We start from the raw sequence: 21918 nt of genomic DNA, 5'->3' as shown, positions 1-21918 counted from the left end.
CGACTGTTTTTTATATCTTTATATTTCTATTTGACTACCGATCTCTACCACACGATTCGATGGAATCTGGTAAAAATCACTGATAGGACTAGTATTCTTATGCATACTCGAAAATATTTGTTCTCTCCATTTATCTAAGAGCTTATTCTGTTTAGAAATAATTCGTTCACGTGAAACGAAGAAGCTGATTTCCATTAGATTAAACTCAATATGATAAGCATCAAAAACAGCTTCAAGCTCTATAGGTAAATTGGGTGAACCGTACCGGGTTTGTCGGAGACTTTTTTATTTAAGTTAGGCCTCCTGACCTAACGGGTTAATCTTATCATAGTACATTGCTTCAAACTCAAAAGGCGATACATAACCCAGTGCACTGTGTACACGCTTTTTGTTGAACCAATCTACCCAATTTAATGTCGCAAGTTGTACATCTGCTAAACCTTGCCAATCTGCTTTTAAATATTCAATCACCTCTGTTTTGTATAAGCCATTCACCGTTTCAGCCAGAGCATTATCGTATGAATCACCAGTTGTACCGACTGATGCTCGTAAATTTGCAGCTTCTAAACGATTGGTATAGCGAATAGAAAGATATTGAACACCTCTATCTGAATGATGAATCACATTCTTAGGCATACCTCGATCGTGCAATGCTTGCTCCAATGCATCGAGCACCATATCTGTATTCATCCGTGTAGATACTTTCCATCCAACAATTGCTCGTGAGAACACATCAATAACAAATGCGGTATATACCCAGCCTGAATGAGTTTGAATATACGTAAAGTCACCCACCCATAGTTGGTTTGGATGATCAGCATTAAAATTACGTTTCACTAAATCATCTGCCCGTTTTTGGTCATCTCGGTTACGAGTAGTTTGTTTATTCTTACCACGCCAAACACCTTGTATACCTAGCTTTTGCATCAATCGAGCAACTGTACAACGTGCAATAACATAACCCTCACGTTTCAATTTTTGCCAAACTTTACGTACACCATATCGACCTGAACTTTCTTTCCAAATACGTTTGATTTGCTCTGCATGATGTAAATCATGCAGAGCACGTTTCGCTCGATGTTCTGGGTTATCAACGAGATCTAAAGCCCGATAATAGGTCGAAGCTGCAATCGGTAAAATTCTACAAATCGCTTCAACACCATATCGATCTTTATTGTTATGGATAAAATCCACCATTATTTGTGTGGGCGGTCGAGCTCCGCCTGGGCGAAAAAAGCGGCTGCTTTGCGTAGAATTTCATTGGCACGTTTTAATTCTTTAATTTCACGTTCCATTTGCTTCATTTTTTCTTGGTCAGATATCTGTTGTACTTTGGCAGGATTTAGTTGATCCAGGTGCTTTAAATACCAAACACGCAATGTTTCAGGAGTACAACCGATTTTAGGAGCAATAGCTGTGATTGCTGCCCAAGTAGAAGGATAATCTTTTTCAGATTCAATCAATAATTGAACCGCTCTTTCTCTGATTTCAGGGGTATATTTTAATTTTGTCATCGGGATAGTCTCTCAGAATATTGACTCTCCGACAAACCCGGTACGTTTCAATAACAAGGGCTTTAGATTTTCTACCCATTAATTCAATTAAAAATGGGGGTATTACCATTGAACGTTCGATCTCAAACATTATAACTTCAAGATCAAGTACTTAAAATTATCAAAATTGTAAAAAGAATAAATTTAAATCGTTAAATAGAAAATCATGTAAAAATACTCAAAATCTTGCAATAAGTACAATCGCAACGTAAGATGAGAATTGCAGTGAAGTCATTTTAAATTCCGTGTACGGCAAATTGCATTACATGGAACAAACCCACAATAGTTACAGCTATTGTGGGTCATTATCCCCTGTTCTCAACTAAGTTATAAGAAAAATACCCCTATCATTCGATTGATTCCTTTATATAAATAATAAAGTAAATATTTGTTTTCCATGAAATTTTATAAAATTCAGTATTAGACCTGTAGCGAAAACTTATCAAACGAAGTATTGGTTAATCTTTTTCTTCAACATCTTCCTTAAACTCAAACAAATCATTCATCGTACAGTTAAAGTATTTACATAACTTATCGGCGACTGGCAATTCAATACGTACAGCACGATCATAATACATACTCGTGAGCGTATTGCGATTGATGCCTGTCGCACGTACTACATCACTTAATTTTAAAATTTTTCGATCGCCCATGAGGCTGGATAACTTGCAAGTAATCATATATCAATTAATTTACAAAAAAATAACCTACTAAGAGTTATTTTAAGTTGTTGACTGAGTAATACCCTGCTATAGTTAACCTACAGCAGATCATTACAACTTATAGAAAGCATAATTCATCTATTTCAACTAAATTATAACTTTTTAAATGTAAGGATTGAAGCTGTATTAGATTATTTTGTGGAGATGACCGCCATGTTGCCAAATGAATTATTGATCAGCCAGCAAGCTCGTGACTTAGGAAATCAATTAATTAAAGAAATGAACATCAATAGAAGTTACGGAATGGCTAATTTTCTTGGAGTAAATACTTGCTATGATAATCATCAGGCTGTACTTATTTGGACATTTCAACTTCTTGAAAGGGAACCTACCTTAAACGAATTAGCAGAAATTAAAAAATATTTTCTTTTAATCTTTCCAGATAGTGTTTATCAATTAGCCTAAGTTGTTTTTAAAAATTATTTTCAGGGGGGGATTACCGGATAGTCTGATAATTCTGAATAAGATCATAATCCGCTGACGTTTAACTAATATTTACGAAATTCCACACTGACTGTATGGTGGATGGTACTCCATCGAGGTATAGAAACATTGGCTTAAAATAGGATTCAGGTTACATAATAAAAAAAGTCCAGAATTTATAGGCTTAATCTGGACAAAAAGGAAACTAAGAAAAAGAAATCTTGCTTAAAGTTAGGCAATCACTCCATGGAATTTCGTAGCAACCCAATCTGCAATCATAGAGCCCGCATTGGGAGCTATACTTTTCTATCAACGATGTACAAGCTATTTTATACTATGTACGACAAGGCATGGGGGTGGCATTATTGCCTGACTTGATCCTAGACACTATCACTACGTCTCCCGATTATTCTTAATTTTCGATGGGTATATTCATCCTTTTAATGACTGATGTGTGCTGAAAAAACAGGAGGTTTTAACTTGGTAAACCATACATACTCATCAGGAGTTTACCATGAGCAAGAAACACAAGACGTATACGGCAGAATTTAAAGCTGAAACCATCAAAGCAATAGAAGCCATTCAAGGCAATGTATCTAAAAACAGCTAGAGAACTCGGCATTTCCATGCAGACCCTTTCGCATTAGAATAATAAGGCAAAGGCAGGGACTTTAGCTGGTACTAAATAGTATTCATCTGATCTAAACGCTTTGCTCGAAGAAAATAAGCAACTTAAACAGCAGCTTAAATCCGCTGAAATGGTGAAATGGAACGTGAATTTCTAAAAAAGGCAGTAGCGTACTTTGCCAAATAAAGTCAGTAAGGTACGCCTATGTGAAATCCCAAAACACTTATTTCCGATTATTTTGATGGCACGATTACTTCATGTATCAGTTTCACGCTTTTATGATTGGCTAAAACGAGGTGTGAATAAACGATTAGTTCAGGTGGCCTAACTTAAATAAAAAGTCTCAGACAAACCGGGTACGGTTCACTATTTTTGTCGTGTACAGAGAGTTTTTCTATATAAAAGTATGATACTCACCTAGCCATTACTTAAATAATCACCCCACCACTGCATCATTTCAGTCCGTTGAACTAAGTAATCAGCATGATTATAACTGGCACGGGTACGGTTCTTATCAATATGTGAAAGTTGTGCCTCAATCCAATTATCTTGAAATAAACCTGAGTCATTCAAAATGGTACTAAAAGTGGAACGTAGTCCATGAGAGGATAATTGATGTTTGCCATAGCCCATCTTACGAATAGCCATATTTAATGTATTGAAATGAATCGGTTGATTGTGTTTCCGAGGGCTTGCAAAAATATATTTTTCACCGTATGACCATTGCATGACGTCTTTTAAAATCTCTAAAGCCTGATCTGAAAGTGGTACTAAAAAGTCTGGAATCTCATGGCCTAAAATGACTTTACGTCGAAATTGTTTAATATGCAAGGCAGGAATTTTCCATATTTTTGCATTTAAATCAAAATGATGAGGCTCAGCCAATAACAATTCAGCCCCTCGCACTCCAGTATATAATTTGAACATTAGTGCTTTTTTAATAATGGGATGGGCATCCAATTTTTGTAAGTTATTCTTAAATTCGGATATTTCCTCCGCTTTTAAATACGGATAGTTCTTCTTAATTTTACTGTTGATTACAATTTTATTTAAACCATGAGCGATATTGTATTCACAATAACCCATCGCTACAGCGTAATCATAAATTTGGTTCAAATAGCTACAAGCTTTTTTGACTGGTTCTTTTACTTGGCGCGCCTCTATTTTTTTTATTACTGAAACCAAGTCATAGCGCTTGACGTTTTCAAAAGGTAAATCCTGAAGGTCTGGGTAAATATCATGCTGTAAACATCTTTCTGCTAACTGTAGTACACCGCAGCGGGGTAAATCATTAAATGCATTCTTAAGTTTGAACTGTAGCCATTCCTCCCCTACTTTACGAAAAGTAATTACATTAGAAATAGTATCTTTTTCAAAACTAAAATTATTGTCTTTAAAATCATCTCTGACTTGCCGTGCCTTTTTCAGTGATAAATCAGGATAAAGTCCTAACTGAATGCGGCGACGTTTTTTTATTTGTGGATCTGTATAGCGATAACACCAAGATTTTCTTCCATTCGGCTCAATCTTCAGGCTAAGTCCATCTTCATCAGATAAAAAACAAGTTTTTTCCTTGCAATGCGCTTGGCGAACCTTAATTTCTGTAAGACTCATGAAATTTAAATGAAACCTCTCAGAGGATTGATTGTATCAATTATATCAAAATAGTACGCTTAATATATGATGCGTAGGCTACGCATCATATAAAATTGTAATACACTGTTTTATATATTTATTGTTATTAGTATTTTTATTTTAGTAACCATCTTAAGTCCCACCTCTACTTAATATGTAAGATGAGATAAATAAGCAGCTAATTACACTAACCTGAGTTAGATATAAAAAAGAGTAGAAAAAAATCCGGTGGTGTTTTAAAAAGTATGCTGACATTAAATGAAGCCATTATTGATGTAAAAGAAGGTTAAGTCGAAGGCTTTAAAATGGTTTTCAAGCTTTTTGGAGAAATTACAACTTCTTCTAAAACCACGCCTTATTCGATGCCTTAATAAATAAGAGTATCCATGTCTATCCTCAACTTTACTTATTTTCAGATAGCAACCAATCGAGAGCACTCATTTTTACAATACCATTATAATTTGCTTCAGTCCCTATCGTGTCTAAGGTAAGTAAATATTTGGGATACGAATCAGAAATTTTCTGTAATGGACGTAACTCTCGGCTAAGTGTCTCTTCATTGAGCGTTTCTAATGCCACTTGATAATAAGTTAAATTCTGTAAAGTATCGACAGCAACAAAATCAATTTCATATTCATCAACCCGCCCTACATAGACGGTATAACCTCGTCTGACAAGCTCAAGATAAATCACATTTTCTAAGATATGACCTTGATCAGCATTAGCATCAGGCAACATAATCCGGCGCAATCCGACATCAACTAAATAGTATTTTTCAGAGGATTGTAATAACTCACGCCCGCGTACTTTAAATTGTGCGGCACTATAAAATAACAAACTGTCCTGTAAGCCCTGAATATAGCGTTTTACTGTTTCAAATGAAATTTTAACCCCACTTGAAACAAAGGTATTTTTAATTTTATTGATGGAAATAGGTGAGCCTGTCACGCTTGCCAAATATCTTGCGACACGCTCGAGAGAGTTAATATCGGCAGTATTCAAACGGGGAATAACATCTTTAAACATTACACTGGCATAGACCGCTTGCAAGTAATCATAAGTTTCCTGCTGGCTAGTCATGACAAGCGTATAAGGGAAACTACTGCGCGTATACATGGCATACAAATCACGATTGGATAATTGTTGGATGATCGGATTATTTTCAATATGCCACAGTTTAAATTCTTGGAATGACAGAGGTAGAACATGTTGCTCGATATAGCGTCCTGTAAGTAAAGTCGCAAGTTCTCCACTTAGAAAGAATGCATTTGAGCCTGTAATATATAAATCGATATAATCCCGAACATATAAAGAGTCGACTACTTTCTCAAAATTTGTAACATGTTGTATTTCATCTAAAAAAACATAGTTTTTTTTACTTTTATCAACTTTGGACAATACATAATCATGTAGTTTACGGTAATCGGTGAGTTCTTCAAATTCCATAAATTCGAAGTTGATGGCAATGATGTTTTCGGCTTGTACACCCTGTGCTTTTAGGTCTTGTTGAAACATCGCCAATAAGGTGGATTTTCCAGAGCGACGCACACCTGAAAGTACTTTAATGACATCACGGTCTTGCCATGTATTCAGAAATTTTAAGTAGCCATCACGTCGAATATTAGCGCTTCTCATTATTTACACTTAGAATCTAAAGTTTTAATAAATTCTATCAAATTTTAGAACGTATATGTAAATATATTTAATTTTAAAAAAAGTTTAAAGGTTAAGTGAAACACTCAAAGCTGCTGTTAAAGTATGCGGATAGTAAATGTAACAAAAATCTAGATTCTATCTTTTTTGATTATTTTCCATGTCATGTTATGTCATTGATGCTGCGACTTAACGGCTATATAAATTAAGTGAAAAGTAAATGGAACTAAGATGTTAACTAGAGTGGAACTCATTTTTGTTGTGCTAATGGTATCAGCCTTATTGCGCATGAAATGCTAAAAGGTTTATTTTTTAAGATCATCAGATTAAGTGCATTTTGATAATGAATAAAGCTCCGTGTGGCGCTTTATTCATCCTAGCCACCAATATTGCAAAATGCGATAAAATGTTATGCATGTGATCACCCACACTCGAATTATAGAAGCAATGCAAAAGTGGCCACAGGCTGAAACGGCATTAGATGGTTGGTATCGAACCATAAAGGCAAACGATCCGAAAGATTTTGCTGAGATGAAACATCTCTTTCCAGAGGTCGATAAAGTTGGAAAGTTCCATGTATTCGATATTGGCGGGAACAAGATCCGACTTATTGCAGTCGTGATGTATCAAGCAAAACGTGTGTATATCCGTGATGTCTTGTACCATAAAGAATATGACAAAGGTCATTGGAAGGAAGGTTAGTATGAACGCGATGATTAAACAGGCCGTAGACCACTGGCACTGCGTTGCACCATTGCTCAGCAAGCCAGAAAATGAAGACGACTTTCATACACTTGTTGAAGCTTTAGATGAACTTTTAGATACTGTTGGTGATGACGAGTCCCATCCTTTAATGGGGCTTACTCATCAGCTTGGTGATTTGGTTTCTGATTATGAAAATGAGCATCTTCCTATGCCTAAAGGGGACGGTCGTGCTGCTTTGGCTTTTTTGATGGAGCAACATGGTTTAGGTCAGTCTGACTTAACAGAGGTTGCAACACCATCAGTGATTTCTGAGATTTTAAGTGGTAAACGCCAACTGAATATTCGTCATATTAAGGCATTGTCTGAGCGGTTTAATGTATCGGCAGATACGTTTTTCTAAAAGAGAGGTGGATCAGGAAATTTGGCTCAATTAGGGGTACTTTGCCTTTCAAATCTTTGTGCAACAAAGCCCAGAGAATCTATAAATGATAGTGCGTAAGTCCTAGAGTATATAAAATTGTCATACCATCATCTTAACTTTGAAGATCGTACTGCATTAATGCTTGAGTCAAGAAAAGAAGGCTTTTCAGCCAGAAAATTTGCTGAACTCATTAAAACACATCCTAGTACGATCTATCGTGAGCTTAAAAGAAATAGCATCAATGACGTTTATCAAGCGATAACCAATGCTGCGAATTTTGATCTTGAACCGTACCGGGTTTGTCGGAGAGTCAATATTCTGAGATGAGAAGCATTGCTTCGCAAGACGTAGCGAAGCGTAGTGTCCCGATGACAAAATTAAAATATACCCCTGAAATCAGAGAAAAAGCGGTTCAATTACTAATTGAATCTGAAAAAGATTATCCTTCTACTTGGGCTGCAATCACAGCAATTGCGCCTAAGATTGGTTGTACTCCTGAAACACTTCGTGCCTGGCATCAAAAGCATTTAGATCAGCAAAATCCTATTAAAGTACAACAGATATCTGATCAAGAAAAAATGAAGCAAATGGAACGTGAAATTAAAGAATTAAAGCGTGCCAATGAAATTCTACGTAAAGCAGCCGCTTTTTTCGCCCAGGCGGAGCTCGACCGCCCACACAAATAATGGTGGATTTCATCCATAACAATAAAGACTTATATGGTGTTGATGCGATTTGTAGGATTTTACCGATCGCAGCTTCAACCTATTACCGAACTTTAGATCTCGCTGACAATCCAGAACATCGAGCGAAACGAGATCTACATGATGAGCATCATGCTGAACAAATTCAACGAATTTGGAAAGAAAGTTCAGGTCGGTATGGTGTACGTAAAGTCTGGCAAAAACTGAAACGTGAAGGCTATATTATTGCACGCTGTACTGTTGCTCGATTAATGAAAAAGCTAGGTATACAAGGTGTTTGGCGAGGTAAGAATAAACAAACCACCCGTAGCCGAGATGACCAAAAACGGGCAGATGATTTAGTGAAACGTAATTTTAATGCTGATCATCCAAACCAACTATGGGTGGGTGACTTTACGTATATTCAAACTCATTCAGGCTGGGTATATACCGCATTTGTTATTGATGTGTTCTCACGAGCAATTGTTGGATGGAAAGTATCTACACGGATGAATACAGATATGGTGCTCGATGCATTGGAGCAAGCATTGCACGATCGAGGTATGCCTAAGAATGTGATTCATCATTCAGATAGAGGTGTTCAATATCTTTCTATTCGCTATACCAATCGTTTAGAAGCTGCAAATTTACGAGCATCAGTCGGTACAACTGGTGATTCATACGATAATGCTCTGGCTGAAACGGTGAATGGCTTATACAAAACAGAGGTGATTGAATATTTAAAAGCAGATTGGCAAGGTTTAGCAGATGTACAACTTGCGACACTAAACTGGGTAGATTGGTTCAATAAAAAGCGTGTATACAGTGCACTGGGTTATGTATCGCCTTTTGAGTTTGAAGCAATGTACTATGATAAGATTAACCCGTTAGGTCAGGTGGCCTAACTTAAATAAAAAAGTCTCCGACAAACCCGGTACGGTTCAAATGCTTTCTTGCCTTACAGTGGAATTGATAAAATAAAATTCAAGAATTGAACTATATAAACTGGAATTTTTAAAGCGATCTTATTTAACTTCTATAAAAATGCCAATAGCGTCTAAAGGATATAACACTATTGGCACCATATACTAGTACATTATGAATTATTAGGCTTTACAGCGATGATTATATAATTTTCTCCTTCTGCTTTTAATTCAAATTCAACTTTATCCCCTACAGTTAAACCATTTAATAAGGATGGGTCAGCAACTTTTAAGCCCATCATCATTGCAGGCCATTTAAGTGCAGGAATTGCTTCATGGTCGAGTGTTAAAATATTTTCTTTCGTATCAATAGCAGTAATCACGCCAACGGCTTGAGCCGTTGTAGCGGTAGAAGACTCCTTATTCATCTGCTCCATAGGTGCGTCTGCTTTCTTCTGCTCTGATGCTTCATTTTTACTACATGCGCTTAATGCAGCAATAGTGGTAACAAGAGCAATAATTTTCATAAATTTCAACATAATAAAACCTCTTTAGACGAAATAATAAAACGATCAATGTGTTGATAGTTTTCTTTTGATTAAAAGCTGATATGCAGCTGGGATAACAAACATTGACAGTAGAGGAGCTGAAATCATGCCCCCAACCATAGGTAAAGCAATACGGCTCATCAATTCGGAACCTGTCCCAGTCCCTAAAAGTATAGGAATTAAGCCTGCCAAAATGACGGCAACCGTCATGGCTTTAGGACGAACGCGTAGTACAGCTCCTGTTCGGATTGCATCATTGAGTTGTTGCACCGTTAAAGACGCTGCTGAAGAAGGTAAATGTTGTTGGGTATGATCTATCGCTTGTTTTAAATAAAATAGCATGACCACTCCAAACTCTGCGGCAACACCGGCAAGTGCAATAAAACCAACAGCAATTGCCACTGAAAAGTTATAGCCACTCAAGTATATGGCCCAAATACCACCAATTAAGGCAAAAGGTAGAGTCAACATAATCAGAGCAGCATCTTGTACTTGTCTAAAGATCAGGTAGAGCAATAGAAAAATGATCATCAAAGTAATTGGAATTATTACTTTTAGTCGAGCATTTGCACGTTCCATAAACTCAAACTGGCCTGAATAGCTGATGCTCATAGCAGGAGAAAGTTTGACTTGCGAATCAATGGTTTGTTTCAAATCTTGTACAACTGAAGCTAAGTCACGTCCTTGCACATCAATATAGACCCAACCACTAGGGCGGGAATTTTCGCTCTTCAGCATTGGAGGGCCATCTGTAATCTGGATATTGGCAACGCTACTTAAGATAATTTGCTGACCTGACTCGGTAACAACAGGTAAATTTCTCAAAGCTTCCAGTGAGTCTCGAATCTCTCGTGGATAACGTACATTAATAGGATATCTTGCTAATCCCTCAACAGTTTCACCAATATTTTTTCCACCTATCGCTGATGACACAATTTGCTGTACATCATCAATATTAAGACCATATCGTGCAGCTTGCATACGATTGATATCAACATCAATATACCTGCCACCCGTGAGCCGTTCAGCTAAAGCTGAGCTAACACCAGATACCGTTTTAGCTGCTTGTTCAACTTGTTGTGCGACCCGATCAATATCTTGTAAATTGTTTGCTGAAATTTTAATTCCGATGGGACTTTTAACCCCAGTCGCCAACATATCAATCCTGTTACGAATAGGCGGTACCCAAATATTCGTTAAACCCGGCACCTGAACTGCCTTATCAAGTTCTTTCACCAATTTTTCAGGTGTCATCCCAGCACGCCACTCAGATCGAGGCTTAAATTGAATTGTTGTTTCAAACATCTCCAAAGGCGCTGGGTCTGTAGCTGACTCAGCTCGTCCAGCCTTACCAAATACCGTTGCAACTTCCGGAATGGTTTTAATCATCCTATCTGTTTGCTGTAGCAGTTCAGAAGCTTTGGCTGCGGACAATCCCGGTAAAGCCGACGGCATATATAGTAAATCGCCTTCATCCATTTTAGGTAAAAATTCTCCACCTAAACGGGTCAGAGGGTAAAGGCTCACTAGAAAAATAAGCAATGCAACCAGTAATGTCGTCTTTGGATAAGCTAAAACTTTATCCAACATAGGACCGTATATTTTGATGAGAAAACGATTTAGTGGATTACGTTGTTCAGACGGTAATTTCCCGCGGATCCAATACCCCATCAATACTGGAATTAACGTAATGGATAAACCAGCTGCCGCTGCCATGGCATAAGTTTTGGTAAATGCCAATGGTGAGAACAAGCGTCCCTCTTGTGCCTGCAAGGTGAAAATAGGAATGAAGGATAAGGTAATGATGAGTAGACAGAAAAATAAAGCTGGACCAACCTCACTGGCTGACCGAGCAATAATATCCCAACGTTCTTGTGGTGCTAAGATTTGATCAGGATGCTCATGCTGCCAAGCTTCTATATGTTTGTGTGCATTTTCTACCATTACCACCGCAGCATCGACCATGGCCCCAATCGCAATGGCAATACCACCCAGAGACATAATATTGGCATTTAACCCCTGATAATACATGACCAGGAAAGCCGATAAAATCCCAAGTGGTAGAGAAACAATAGCCACCATTGCTGAACGTAAATGCCATAGAAACAGTCCGCAGACTAAAGCCACCACAATGAACTCTTCAATCAATTTATGGCTGAGATTCTCTATAGCCCGATCGATCAATTGACTACGATCATATACGGGAACCACCTGCACACCTTTTGGTAGGCTCTGTTGTAATTCCGCGAGCTTTACTTTAACAGCAGCAATAGTTTCACGTGCATTTTTACCTGCTCGTAAAATCACAACGCCACCAACAGTTTCACCTTGTCCATTCAGTTCACTGATACCACGACGCATTTCTGGTCCAAGCTGTATCGTTGCAATATCACCCAAAGTAACTGGAACACCAAAACGATTTGTCCGTAGTGGGATCTGGCGAAAATCATCTAATGTTTTTAAATAACCAGTGGCTCGTACCATATATTCGGTTTCAGCCATTTCCAAGACTGAACCACCCGTTTCTTGATTAGCTTTTTGAATCGCTTCAATGACATTATCTTGAGTAATACCTAATGACGCCATTTTGCTTGGGTTTAAAACAACTTGATATTGTTTAACCATCCCTCCAATAGTAGCAACCTCAGCCACATTGGGTAATGTCTTCAACTCATACTTTAAAAACCAGTCTTGTACGCTTCTCAACTGAGAAAGATCATGCTGTCCTGTTGGATCAACTAATGCATATTCATAAATCCAGCCAACCCCTGTAGCATCTGGCCCTAATGATGATTTCGCATCCGCAGGCATTTTTCCTTGTATCTGATTCAAGTATTCCAAAACACGTGACCGTGCCCAGTAGAGGTCTGTATGTTCGTCAAAAATGACATAGACAAACGAATCACCAAAAAAAGAATACCCCCGAACAGCTTTAACTCCAGGCACTGATAACATGGTGGTTGTTAAAGGATAAGTCACCTGATTTTCAACAATCTGTGGTGCCTGACCGGGAAAATTAGTTCGTACAATGACTTGTACGTCAGATAAATCTGGTAAAGCATCAACAGGAGTATTTTTAACAGCCCAAGTCCCCCAGATAGCCAGAACTAAAGCAGCTAGTAATACAAATACTCGATTCGTAATAGAAAAGCGAATAATACGGGTAATCATGATGGATCTCCCGTTTAGTTCTTTATAGATGTCATAGACATCTTGGAAATATTAGAAATGACATAAGCATCTCCAACTTTTGTAAAACTAAAATTGACCTGATCACCTTGCTGAATCTGAGTAAATGGCTGTACTGGCTGTTTAAAGCTCATGGTCATAGCACCCCAACCCAACTCAGTAATAGCCTGATGTGAAATAGTAACTTCCTGAGCTGTGACTTTTTCAACTTTTCCAATGCCTTGATATTTTGATGTCTTAACTGCTTGAGAGGGGGTAATAGATTTTCCAGTATTCAGCTTATCAAGTACGCCCTGTAAATTTGCTTCAGAGTCAATCAAGAATTGTCCTGAAATTACAACTTTTTGACCTACTTTCAAACCTTCTAAAATTGCAATCTTATTTCCATCACTTTGCCCTAACTGAACAACAACAGGTTCAAAACGTCCTTGCTCATGAGCCACAATGACAATATTACGGGTGCCTGTACGGATAACAGCCTGCTCTGGAACTATTAAACTGCTTTGAGGATTGCTAGATAGTTTGACAGAGGCAAACATCCCCGGTTTGAGCTGTGCCTCTTTATTAGGTAATTCAATACGAACTTTTATGGTTCTGCTAGTAGTATCTAAGGTAGGTAAGATATCAATTACTTTACCCGAGACTATTTGAGGGTATGCTGTAAAAGTAACTTCGACTTTACTTCCTCGTTTTATCCCAGCAATTTGTGTTTCAGGTATTGCTGCTTCTAACCAGATTGGGTTAATCCCTTTAATGATGGCCAGCGTTTGCCCCATAGCTAAAGCCATTCCATTGCGGACGTCTAATGAGTCAATAAATCCACTCACTGGAGCACTTAACGTAATATTAGATTGCACCCGACGAGTCCTTTCGACGGTGTGGATCACATGTTGTGGGATCCCTAGTAGCTGTAAACGTTGTTTACTTGCTTGAATAAGGGCACGATCCCTAGTCTGGAGTACAGCTAAAAATTCAGTTTGTTCTCCAGTCCATTCTGGTATTGAAATATCAGCAATAGGACTCCCTTGCCTTACCATATCTCCTACAGCATGACCATAGACGCGCTGAACAAAACCACTTGCTCTGGTTTGCAAAATAGCTACTTGCCGTTCATTAGCCTGTAATATGCCATTGGTTAATAAGGTATTACCCATTACAGCTTGTTCAACTGTGGCATATCGAATAGCTAAATTTTGTTGAAAAGAGGGATCAAGTTTGACTGTAGGGTGGCTTTCATCGGTCATCGCTGCATTTTCATCTGCATATTTAGGCACCAATTGCATATCCATGAATGGAGACTTTCCGGGCTTATCAAAATGCTGTTCTGGCTTCATAGGGTCATACCAATACAATACTTTGGCATCCTGTTGCTGACTTGCCGATGTCGATTGAGGACTCTCGTTCTGTTGTGCAAACCAATATCCAGTACCACCGCCTACAGCCAAACTAATTGCAGCAATACCCATGACAGTAACTGCCAGTTTATTTTTTAACATTATGGCTGCCCCTCAACATGATTTAAGGTAGGTTCGACAAAAGTAAAATAGAGTTGTGCTGTTGTAATTGCCTGTTGTTGTTGAAGATCAATGAGACGCAATCGTTGTTCTAGAAGAGCTTGTCGGGCAGCAATGATATTGGTCAAATTAGTTTTCCCCGCTTGATAACTTGCTAACTGTAAATTCACTTTTTGTTTGGCAAGAGGAATACTCTTTTGCATCGTGCGATTAATTTGTTGGTCAAGAGCGTCAAGATCAGATAACCCTTCATCTAACAAGGTGAGATGTTCACGATACTTAACCTCTTGATCGGCAGTAATCCGGTTTTGTTCAGCTAAAGCTGCTTGAATGAGTGGACCACTCCGTTTTTTTGAAAAAACAGGGAGTTCAGTTGTAAGTTGCACACCGATCATATCGCCAAACTCAGGTGCTCGATGCTGATAAGCAAACTCAATGCCCCAATCTGGTTTTTGCAAAGCTTGAGCTTGCTTCAGTTTTGCTTCAGCCGTTTTCTTTTCAGCCTGATAAGCTTTTAACTCAGGATGTTGGTGCAAGTGATGATACAACTTTGATGTATCAAGAGAGATTATTGGTGCTTGGGTAGATAAGGTTTCAATTTGAGAGATGTTTTCAGTTGGTTCTGCACTTACCAGTCGATGTAGTTCTAACTTGGCCTTTTTTAAATCTCGAAGTAAATCATCTTTTTGATCGAGTAGAACATTACTTTCAAGTCTTGGATCAAGTGCATCAGCAACCATAGTTCGACCCGAAGTAACTTGTGTTTGAGAAATTTGAGAAAGCAAGCGATTTTCTGAGAAAAGATCATCATATAACGCCAATTTTCTCTCAAGATAAAAGCGCTTAAACCATGCTGATGCGACTTTTTGGCGTAATTCAATACGAAGAATTTCTGTGTGGGCATTGGCTGAACCTAATTCAGCTTTTGCTAACTCGACCTCTGACTGTCTTTTGGCGCGGTTTGGAAAATCTTGCATAACACCAATTTTCTGCATAGTCATACCTTCGTGTGTGATTGACCATGCAGCATCACCAGATATAGGGTAATTATCTAAGCCCACAAATAGTTTAGGGTTGGGTAAAATACCTGAAGCTGAAACCATATTCTCAGCTCCCTCAATCTGAGCACTATTTGCTCTTAGGGTAGGTGCATATTGCTCAGCAAGCTTCAAAGCTGTATCCAATGTCAGTGGCTCGGCATAAGCTTGACCATAGATCAAAGAGAAACAGATCGTAGCTATCTGCCATCTCCCCCCCGGGGATAGCTTTTCTTTATAAAAGTTCATATTTTTAGCTCTAAAATGATATACACGCGCACGTGTAGAACATCCATAGAAAACTCTATGAATGACGAAGAATTATCAAATTAGTTAGAGCGTGGGGGCTTCCATAAACCTGAAGGGTATGGAGCAGGAAGATTTTGATCTGGAAAATAAAAGACTGATCGCTCTACGGGTGAGAATACCGTTGAGTGCAAAATGCTTTGAGGATCACTGGCGTACGCAATTTTGGCAAAAGACATAATGCAATCTTGCTCAGACATACAGGAAGGATCATGTAGCGTTTTTTTGACCTTTGCTTCAACTTTCATACAGTCGGTATGCATCATATCCTGGTTTTGAGATGCTTCCATTTGCATGGATTTCATCTGTTCAGATGGCATTAAACACCGCTTATGTACAGACGAAGCAGCAGCAGCCGATCCTACTAAAAGGATAGCAAACGATAAAAACAGCGATAGGCATGTTTTTAACCACTGCATAGAGATAAGACCAAAATTTAAGCTTTTTTAGTTTTACAGATTCGAAAGGAAATGACAACAATTTCATGAATAGTAGCCGAAGCTACCATTCATGATTCCAAGTCATATTATTTTAAAAAACTAATTCGATACCTGCACCATATTTCCATCCCTTTTCAGACTCTGTTGCCTCTTGCATAGAAGTGGCTTTCTGTCCTTTTTCATATTGGTAAGCAACATCAATGAAAGGTTTAATTCGCTTAGTAATCTCATATCGGGTTTTGATACCAGTTTTAAGTTCTGATAAACCTGATTTTGCAGCATAATCAGAGTCATCGTTGAATATAGCATCCATTTCTAGATAAGGTTGAGTAATCAATTTCTGGGTTAACAAGAAATCACGTTCGATTTCAAAACTTGCTCCCCAAAAGTTATTCTCGCCACCGTATAAATAAGCTTGTGTTTCAAAGAAATAAGGAGCTAATCCTAATACACCAATAACACCATCAACTCGATCACTGTTGCTGCTATTTTTATCTTCGCTATATCTTACACCAGCTTGTACATCCCAAAAGGGTGCTACATTACGGCTATAAAGTGCAGATACATCATATTTAGGATCATTGCTTTCTGCTTTGTCCAAATTTGCTTCAATAAATAGACGATTTTCATCTGTCCCAATTAAAGTATCAAACTTTGTTCCTAGGTTGCCCTTACCGTCTTCATCAACTATCCATGCATTTTCAAGTCTTGTTACTTGATAAATTTGTCCGCCATGTTCTTTAAGATGATCATCATTAGATGGGGCTGATCTCTTTCTTGCGGTCAGAATAATATTATCTCCCCCATTTGCATTTTCCATTGAATAATATTCTGGATACAATTCTTGGGGGCTATATCTTAAGCCACCAGACTCCTGTAAAAGAATTTTCATATTTTTTGTAATATTACTGTCTTGTACAGGCGTTTCATTTTGAGCGAACGTTAGATTTGATAATCCAAATAGCGCAATCATCAAAGTTGTTTTTGAAAACAAATTATTAGTGATGTGCATGTGGATTTACTCCCTTCTCATTTACTTGGGACTGAGGAACAGTCTTTGTAGAATTACCATCTTCCACTTGAGCTACAATGAGTTTATTCATCATTCCTGCACTCATATGGTAAAGCAGGTGACAATGAATAGCCCACTCACCTAACTCATCAGCTGTGAGTAGAGTGGTTATCGTTTTCCCAGGTGGAACAATTACCGTATGTTTGTTTGGCATATTGCTTGGATCCTGACCATTCTCAAGCTGCATAAACATGCCATGTAAGTGCATTGGGTGAGCCATCATACTGTCATTGACAAATTTTAAGCGAATACGTTCACCATACTTCACCACTAGTGGGTCGGCTTCATTAAATTTTTTACCATTGATTGTCCAAATATAACGCTCCATGTTTCCACCAAGACGGATCTCTATTTCACGTTCAGCTGCACGAGTGTCTTTTTGAGGATCTAACGATTGCAAATCACTATATTGCAATGCTTTATTACCTTCAGGTGTTGAAGCATTTGCCCATCCAAATACGGTATTATCATTCTTGTCTGAAGCCGCCTTAACAGTAGCGCTATTCATCGGCATATCATGATCCATACCTTTCATAGAAGACATATCATGATCCATACCTTTCATAGAAGACATATCGTGATTCATGCCTTTCATAGAAGACATATCATGATTCATATCTTTCATTGAAGACATATCATGATCCATACCTTTCATAGAAGACATATCGTGATTCATACCATGCATCGAATGGTCTTCAGATGTCTTATTTGGCATTGAAGACATATCATGGTTCATACCAGATGAAGAGCCATGATCCATCCCCATATCCTCCATAGTCAATAAAGAACGAGGACGAGGCTTAGGCATCTCAATTTGTTTGACTGCTGGTCTGCTTTCTTCATGTAAGGTTCCAACCGAAAATCCAGTACGATCAATAGATTCAGCTTCGATTTGATAATGGGCTTGTTTCGGTTCAACAATGACATCATAAGTTTCAGCAGTACCAATACGGAACTCATCTACAGGAACGGGCTTTACAGGTTGACCATCAGCACTGACTACAGTCATTTTTAGGTTTGGAATGCGTACATCAAAGAATGACATAGCGGAAGCATTAATAAAACGAAGGCGAACTTTTTCACCAGCTTTGAAGTTGCCCGTCCAATTTTGCTGAGGTGTCTTGCCATTCATTAAAAATGTATAACCTGTGACATCGGACATATCTGTTTTCAGCATTCGCATCTGATTCCACATAGAACGGTCTTGCCAAGTCGCTTTTAGCCCATCACGTTTAACTTGTTTTAATACATCGAATACTGTTTCGCGGCGGTTCTGATAGTAGTCTGCTTCTTTTTTAATATTTTTCATAATTTGATCACTTGTTGAATTATGAAAATCAGAAAGCAAAACAACGTAATCTTTATCGGTTTTTTCAGCAGCTGTTAGTGGAGTTTTATCTTTAGGATAAATAACAAAAGCACCATATAAACCGTCTTGTTCTTGTCCTTTACTATGTGAATGATACCAATAAGTACCATTTTGGCGGACTTTAAACTTATATTCATAAGTTTTATTAGGGGCAATGCCATGAAATTTGTTAAATCCAGGTACACCATCCATAATTCCAGGTAATAATAAGCCATGCCAATGGATTGAAGAGTCCTGATTTTTTAACTTATTGTGAACACGGATAACGGCCTCATCACCTTCTTCAAATTCAAGAAGTGGTGCAACGAATTTACCATTTACAGTAATTCTCTCAACTGGTTTTCCTGTGATATTTACAGTTTGTTCAGCGATTGTTAAATCATATTCTTTAACTGCCGCCATTACCCAAGTTGATGAAAATAAACCAACTCCAATTAAGAGTATATGACTTAACTTTTTTGACATTCTATCTCACCTTTAGAAAGGTCAAGATTGAAGTAATAAAGCAAATATTTAGTATAAACTTTAATACTTCTTTCTCGCTATTTATAAAATTATTTATTGCTACCAGGCATATTCATCTTTGAATGATCCATTTTAGAATGGTCCATATTCATCATAGAATGATCCATTTTCGACATATCAGAGGAATTTGCCGCTTGCTGTTGGCTAGGTTCTTGCTGAACCTTATTATCCTTGTTCATCTTACAAGGTTTAGAACACGGCTCTTGTGCTTTTTTTGCAGTTGTCACAGCATTAGATTTCGAATTTGATAGATCTTTTGCATCATTTGCCCAAGATTGAGTACCAGCAATTAAAGTTCCAGCACACATTAAAATTGTTAGACTACGACGCACTACAGTTTTCATAAGTTTCTCTAAAAGTTAATTTCTTGCTACTACAATACAATAAAGTGAAGCACTGAACATCTAAGTGACTTGAAAATGACATTTTTGTAATCTATCTCGATCAGATGTTTTATAACGTTATTATAGTTTTAATGAATAACTTAGGATTCTGAGATGAGAATACTATTAGTTGAAGATGAACAAAAAACTGGTGATTATCTCAAGCAAGGTTTATCCGAAGCTGGCTATATTACGGACTGGGTTACAGATGGGTTAACGGGTAAACATCAAGCTCTTTCTGAAGAGTATGACTTAATTATTTTAGACGTGATGTTACCTGGACTAAATGGTTGGAATATTATCAATGATATTCGTAGCAGCGGTAAAACAATGCCCATTCTTTTTCTTACCGCCCGAGATCAAATCGAAGATCGAGTAAAAGGATTAGAGCTAGGCGCTGATGATTATTTAGTTAAGCCTTTTGCTTTTGCAGAGCTTCTAGCTCGAATAAAAACGCTCCTTAGACGAGGGCAACAAAGAGAAGATAATAATATTATTAAGATTGCTGATTTAGAACTTGATTTGAGAAAACGTCGGGTAACACGAGCAGGTCAACGCATTGATTTAACGGCTAAAGAATTTGCTCTTATGGAGCTTTTTATGCGTAGAAGAGGTGAAATTCTACCAAGAGCACTTATTGCATCTCAAATTTGGGATATGAACTTTGATAGTGATACAAATGTAGTTGAAGTCGCTATTAAACGATTAAGAAATAAAGTAGATAGTAATTTTACCCCTAAGTTAATTCAAAATATTAGAGGAATGGGGTATGTATTAGAGGTAGAAGATGAATAATAACTTATTCAAATATATCAGTTTTCGTATTGGTATTATTTTCTCATTATCGACTATATGTATTCTCATTATGATGGGGTTTTTCATCCATAAATTAGTGATGCATCATTTTGAAACGCAAGATCGTACCCAATTAGAAGGTAAAATCCAGCTTATTCAGAATCTTCTCCAACAGCATCCTAAAAATTCTCCAGAACTTGATCTATATTTGAAAGATGCTTTAGTTGGACACCATGATCTTATGGTCCAAATAGAACGACCGGCAGGTCAGATTTTATTTAGTTCAACACCTTCAATCATTAATACTCAACAGTTAATCAAGTCAGCAAATAACCCTTGGATTAAATGGAAAATTAAGAATAAGACCTATCGTGGCATGATCTACAACACGGATATAAACAAAAATACTGAAATACAATCTGTACGCATTATTGTGGGGATCGATACATCTGAACATCTACATTTTTTAAATGATTTTAAGCGTCAACTTTTTTACATTGGTTTAGCCGGTACGATTTGTTTAATGTTTTTAGGCTGGTTTGCAACCTGGAGAGGTTTAAGACCCGTGCAAAAAATGGCTAAGGTCGCAGAAGGCATTTCTGCCCAACATCTTTCAGAACGTTTAGAAGTTGAGCACACACCAACAGAACTAAAATCATTAGCAATTGCCTTCAATGATATGCTCGACAGACTAGAATCAGCTTTAGAAAGGCTTTCCGATTTTTCATCTGATTTAGCGCATGAAATTAGAACACCGATTAATAACTTAATGACTCAAACTCAAGTATGTCTTGCCCGTAAACGAGATACCAGTACCTATCAAGAAGTACTATTTTCTAATTTAGAAGAATTAGAACGTTTGGCTCGAATGGTATCCGATATGCTTTTCTTGGCAAAAGCAGAACATGGCCTAAAATTACAGAACTTACAGAATATTGACCTGGTTAAAGAAGTTACAGCCTTATTTGATTTCTATGATGCGCTAGCTGCCGAAAAAAATATGACGCTTCAACAAACAGGATCTGGAAATGTCAAAGGTGATCCTGCTATGTTACGTCGAGCACTCAGCAACCTATTGTCTAATGCAGTTAAATATGGAAATAAGAATTCTACAATACGCATAAAACTTCAACAGAATTTAGATAACACAATATTTTCAATTGAAAATGAAGGCTCTGAACTCTCTCCTGAACAACTATCCAGATTATTTGATCGTTTTTATCGAACAGATGCGTCTAGACAAAGAACAGAAGAAGGAACCGGCTTAGGGCTTGCCATAACAAAATCTATTCTTGATATGCTTGGGGCGACCATCCAGGCTGAATCCCTCAATGGTCGAATCATTTTTACCATTGTTTTTCAAAGTGAATCCATGCAAGGGGAATCATTTTAAC

At 37.7% G+C, this 21918-nt stretch carries 18 protein-coding genes, 4 pseudogenes and 2 other annotated features; of the genes and pseudogenes, 8 read left to right on the top strand and 14 right to left on the bottom strand.

The annotated features are described in order from the left end of the window. Window positions 1-18: 18 nt before the first annotated feature. From AC4CU2_RS18020 to AC4CU2_RS18010, 3 genes and pseudogenes are all read right to left on the bottom strand, one after another. Window positions 19-246: pseudogene (locus tag AC4CU2_RS18020) on the bottom strand (KUP/HAK/KT family potassium transporter); the annotation flags it as partial. A 48-nt stretch (window positions 247-294) separates the two neighbouring features. Beyond that, window positions 295-1514 (bottom strand): IS3 family transposase gene (locus AC4CU2_RS18015; protein WP_490769282.1). Its coding sequence is split into 2 segments (ribosomal slippage): window positions 295-1238 and window positions 1238-1514, totalling 1221 coding nucleotides; the frame shifts between segments, so codons are not numbered across the junction. Further along, window positions 1123-1239: a sequence feature (AL1L pseudoknot), on the bottom strand. (Overlaps the previous gene by 117 nt.) A gap of 497 nt (window positions 1515-2011) precedes the next feature. Continuing rightward, the gene (locus AC4CU2_RS18010) at window positions 2012-2233 is read right to left on the bottom strand and encodes a helix-turn-helix domain-containing protein (protein ID WP_035245357.1); all 222 of its coding nucleotides are present in this window, start codon (window positions 2231-2233) and stop codon (window positions 2012-2014) included. A 195-nt stretch (window positions 2234-2428) separates the two neighbouring features. Between AC4CU2_RS18010 and AC4CU2_RS18005 the strand changes: the two genes are divergently transcribed. Both AC4CU2_RS18005 and AC4CU2_RS18000 read left to right on the top strand, forming a co-directional pair. Continuing rightward, window positions 2429-2680 carry a hypothetical protein gene (locus tag AC4CU2_RS18005; RefSeq protein ID WP_004986445.1) on the top strand — a complete coding sequence of 84 codons (252 nt, stop codon included), beginning with the start codon at window positions 2429-2431 and terminating at the stop codon, window positions 2678-2680. Between the two features lie 532 nt (window positions 2681-3212). Then, window positions 3213-3645: pseudogene (locus tag AC4CU2_RS18000) on the top strand (transposase); the annotation flags it as partial. A gap of 98 nt (window positions 3646-3743) precedes the next feature. Here AC4CU2_RS18000 and AC4CU2_RS17995 read toward each other — a convergent pair. The 3 genes and pseudogenes from AC4CU2_RS17995 to AC4CU2_RS17985 form a co-directional block, all read right to left on the bottom strand. Beyond that, window positions 3744-4940 carry a tyrosine-type recombinase/integrase gene (locus AC4CU2_RS17995; protein WP_063454729.1) on the bottom strand — a complete coding sequence of 399 codons (1197 nt, stop codon included), beginning with the start codon at window positions 4938-4940 and terminating at the stop codon, window positions 3744-3746. Between the two features lie 275 nt (window positions 4941-5215). Beyond that, window positions 5216-5332: pseudogene (locus AC4CU2_RS17990) on the bottom strand (IS1 family transposase); the annotation flags it as partial. A 31-nt stretch (window positions 5333-5363) separates the two neighbouring features. Beyond that, a complete protein-coding gene (locus AC4CU2_RS17985; protein ID WP_004637105.1) occupies window positions 5364-6596 on the bottom strand; it encodes an ATP-binding protein in 1233 nt (410 codons plus the stop codon). Between the two features lie 429 nt (window positions 6597-7025). Here AC4CU2_RS17985 and AC4CU2_RS17980 point away from each other — a divergent pair, with 429 nt between their 5' ends. The 4 genes and pseudogenes from AC4CU2_RS17980 (at window position 7026) to AC4CU2_RS17965 (ending at window position 9328) form a co-directional block, all read left to right on the top strand. Beyond that, window positions 7026-7316, top strand: a complete 291-nt coding sequence (locus tag AC4CU2_RS17980) for a type II toxin-antitoxin system HigB family toxin (RefSeq protein ID WP_000558186.1) — start codon at window positions 7026-7028, stop codon at window positions 7314-7316. 1 nt (window position 7317) lies between these two features. Next, entirely contained in the window at window positions 7318-7719 is a 402-nt protein-coding gene (locus AC4CU2_RS17975; protein WP_000993197.1) for a helix-turn-helix domain-containing protein, read from the top strand. A 117-nt stretch (window positions 7720-7836) separates the two neighbouring features. Then, window positions 7837-7998, top strand: a pseudogene (locus AC4CU2_RS17970) (helix-turn-helix domain-containing protein); the annotation flags it as partial. Between the two features lie 110 nt (window positions 7999-8108). Further along, a protein-coding gene (locus AC4CU2_RS17965; RefSeq protein ID WP_490769281.1) for an IS3 family transposase occupies window positions 8109-9328 on the top strand; the annotation gives its coding sequence in 2 pieces (ribosomal slippage) (window positions 8109-8385 and window positions 8385-9328; 1221 coding nt in all). Further along, window positions 8384-8500, top strand: a sequence feature (AL1L pseudoknot). (Overlaps the previous gene by 117 nt.) 191 nt (window positions 9329-9519) lie before the next feature. Here AC4CU2_RS17965 and AC4CU2_RS17960 read toward each other — a convergent pair. The 8 genes from AC4CU2_RS17960 to AC4CU2_RS17925 all read right to left on the bottom strand — a co-directional run bounded on the left by AC4CU2_RS17960 (window position 9520) and on the right by AC4CU2_RS17925 (window position 19690). After that, window positions 9520-9885, bottom strand: coding sequence for a copper-binding protein (locus AC4CU2_RS17960; RefSeq protein ID WP_130114467.1), 366 nt, complete (start codon window positions 9883-9885; stop codon window positions 9520-9522). A 33-nt stretch (window positions 9886-9918) separates the two neighbouring features. Then, window positions 9919-13065 (bottom strand): efflux RND transporter permease subunit, encoded by a 3147-nt coding sequence (locus tag AC4CU2_RS17955; RefSeq protein ID WP_490769280.1) that lies wholly within the window; start codon window positions 13063-13065, stop codon window positions 9919-9921. A gap of 14 nt (window positions 13066-13079) precedes the next feature. Continuing rightward, window positions 13080-14579, bottom strand: coding sequence for an efflux RND transporter periplasmic adaptor subunit (locus AC4CU2_RS17950; RefSeq protein WP_171265579.1), 1500 nt, complete (start codon window positions 14577-14579; stop codon window positions 13080-13082). Continuing rightward, complete coding sequence (locus AC4CU2_RS17945) at window positions 14579-15883, bottom strand: TolC family protein (protein WP_171265578.1); 1305 nt, start codon at window positions 15881-15883, stop codon at window positions 14579-14581. The genes AC4CU2_RS17950 and AC4CU2_RS17945 overlap by 1 nt, the downstream gene beginning before the upstream one ends. 80 nt (window positions 15884-15963) lie before the next feature. Beyond that, entirely contained in the window at window positions 15964-16359 is a 396-nt protein-coding gene (locus tag AC4CU2_RS17940) for a hypothetical protein (protein WP_002071399.1), read from the bottom strand. Window positions 16360-16471: 112 nt separating this feature from the next. Further along, complete coding sequence (locus AC4CU2_RS17935) at window positions 16472-17392, bottom strand: copper resistance protein B (protein WP_280095675.1); 921 nt, start codon at window positions 17390-17392, stop codon at window positions 16472-16474. Then, a complete protein-coding gene (locus tag AC4CU2_RS17930; protein WP_279045235.1) occupies window positions 17379-19286 on the bottom strand; it encodes a copper resistance system multicopper oxidase in 1908 nt (635 codons plus the stop codon). The genes AC4CU2_RS17935 and AC4CU2_RS17930 overlap by 14 nt, the downstream gene beginning before the upstream one ends. A gap of 89 nt (window positions 19287-19375) precedes the next feature. After that, window positions 19376-19690: a hypothetical protein gene (locus AC4CU2_RS17925; RefSeq protein WP_094148908.1), complete on the bottom strand. Its 315-nt coding sequence runs from the start codon at window positions 19688-19690 to the stop codon at window positions 19376-19378. A gap of 153 nt (window positions 19691-19843) precedes the next feature. Between AC4CU2_RS17925 and AC4CU2_RS17920 the strand changes: the two genes are divergently transcribed. Both AC4CU2_RS17920 and AC4CU2_RS17915 read left to right on the top strand, forming a co-directional pair. Further along, window positions 19844-20524, top strand: a complete 681-nt coding sequence (locus tag AC4CU2_RS17920) for a heavy metal response regulator transcription factor (protein WP_004679347.1) — start codon at window positions 19844-19846, stop codon at window positions 20522-20524. Next, on the top strand, window positions 20517-21917 hold the full coding sequence (locus tag AC4CU2_RS17915) for a heavy metal sensor histidine kinase (RefSeq protein ID WP_490769279.1): 1401 nt from the start codon (window positions 20517-20519) through the stop codon (window positions 21915-21917). The genes AC4CU2_RS17920 and AC4CU2_RS17915 overlap by 8 nt, the downstream gene beginning before the upstream one ends. Window position 21918 lies beyond the last annotated feature (1 nt).

The sequence above is a fragment of the Acinetobacter sp. 797_lipA genome, assembly GCF_058243025.1.
The sequence above is the reverse complement of the archived record's forward strand: the minus strand, read 5'-3'. Positions and strand labels throughout refer to the sequence as shown.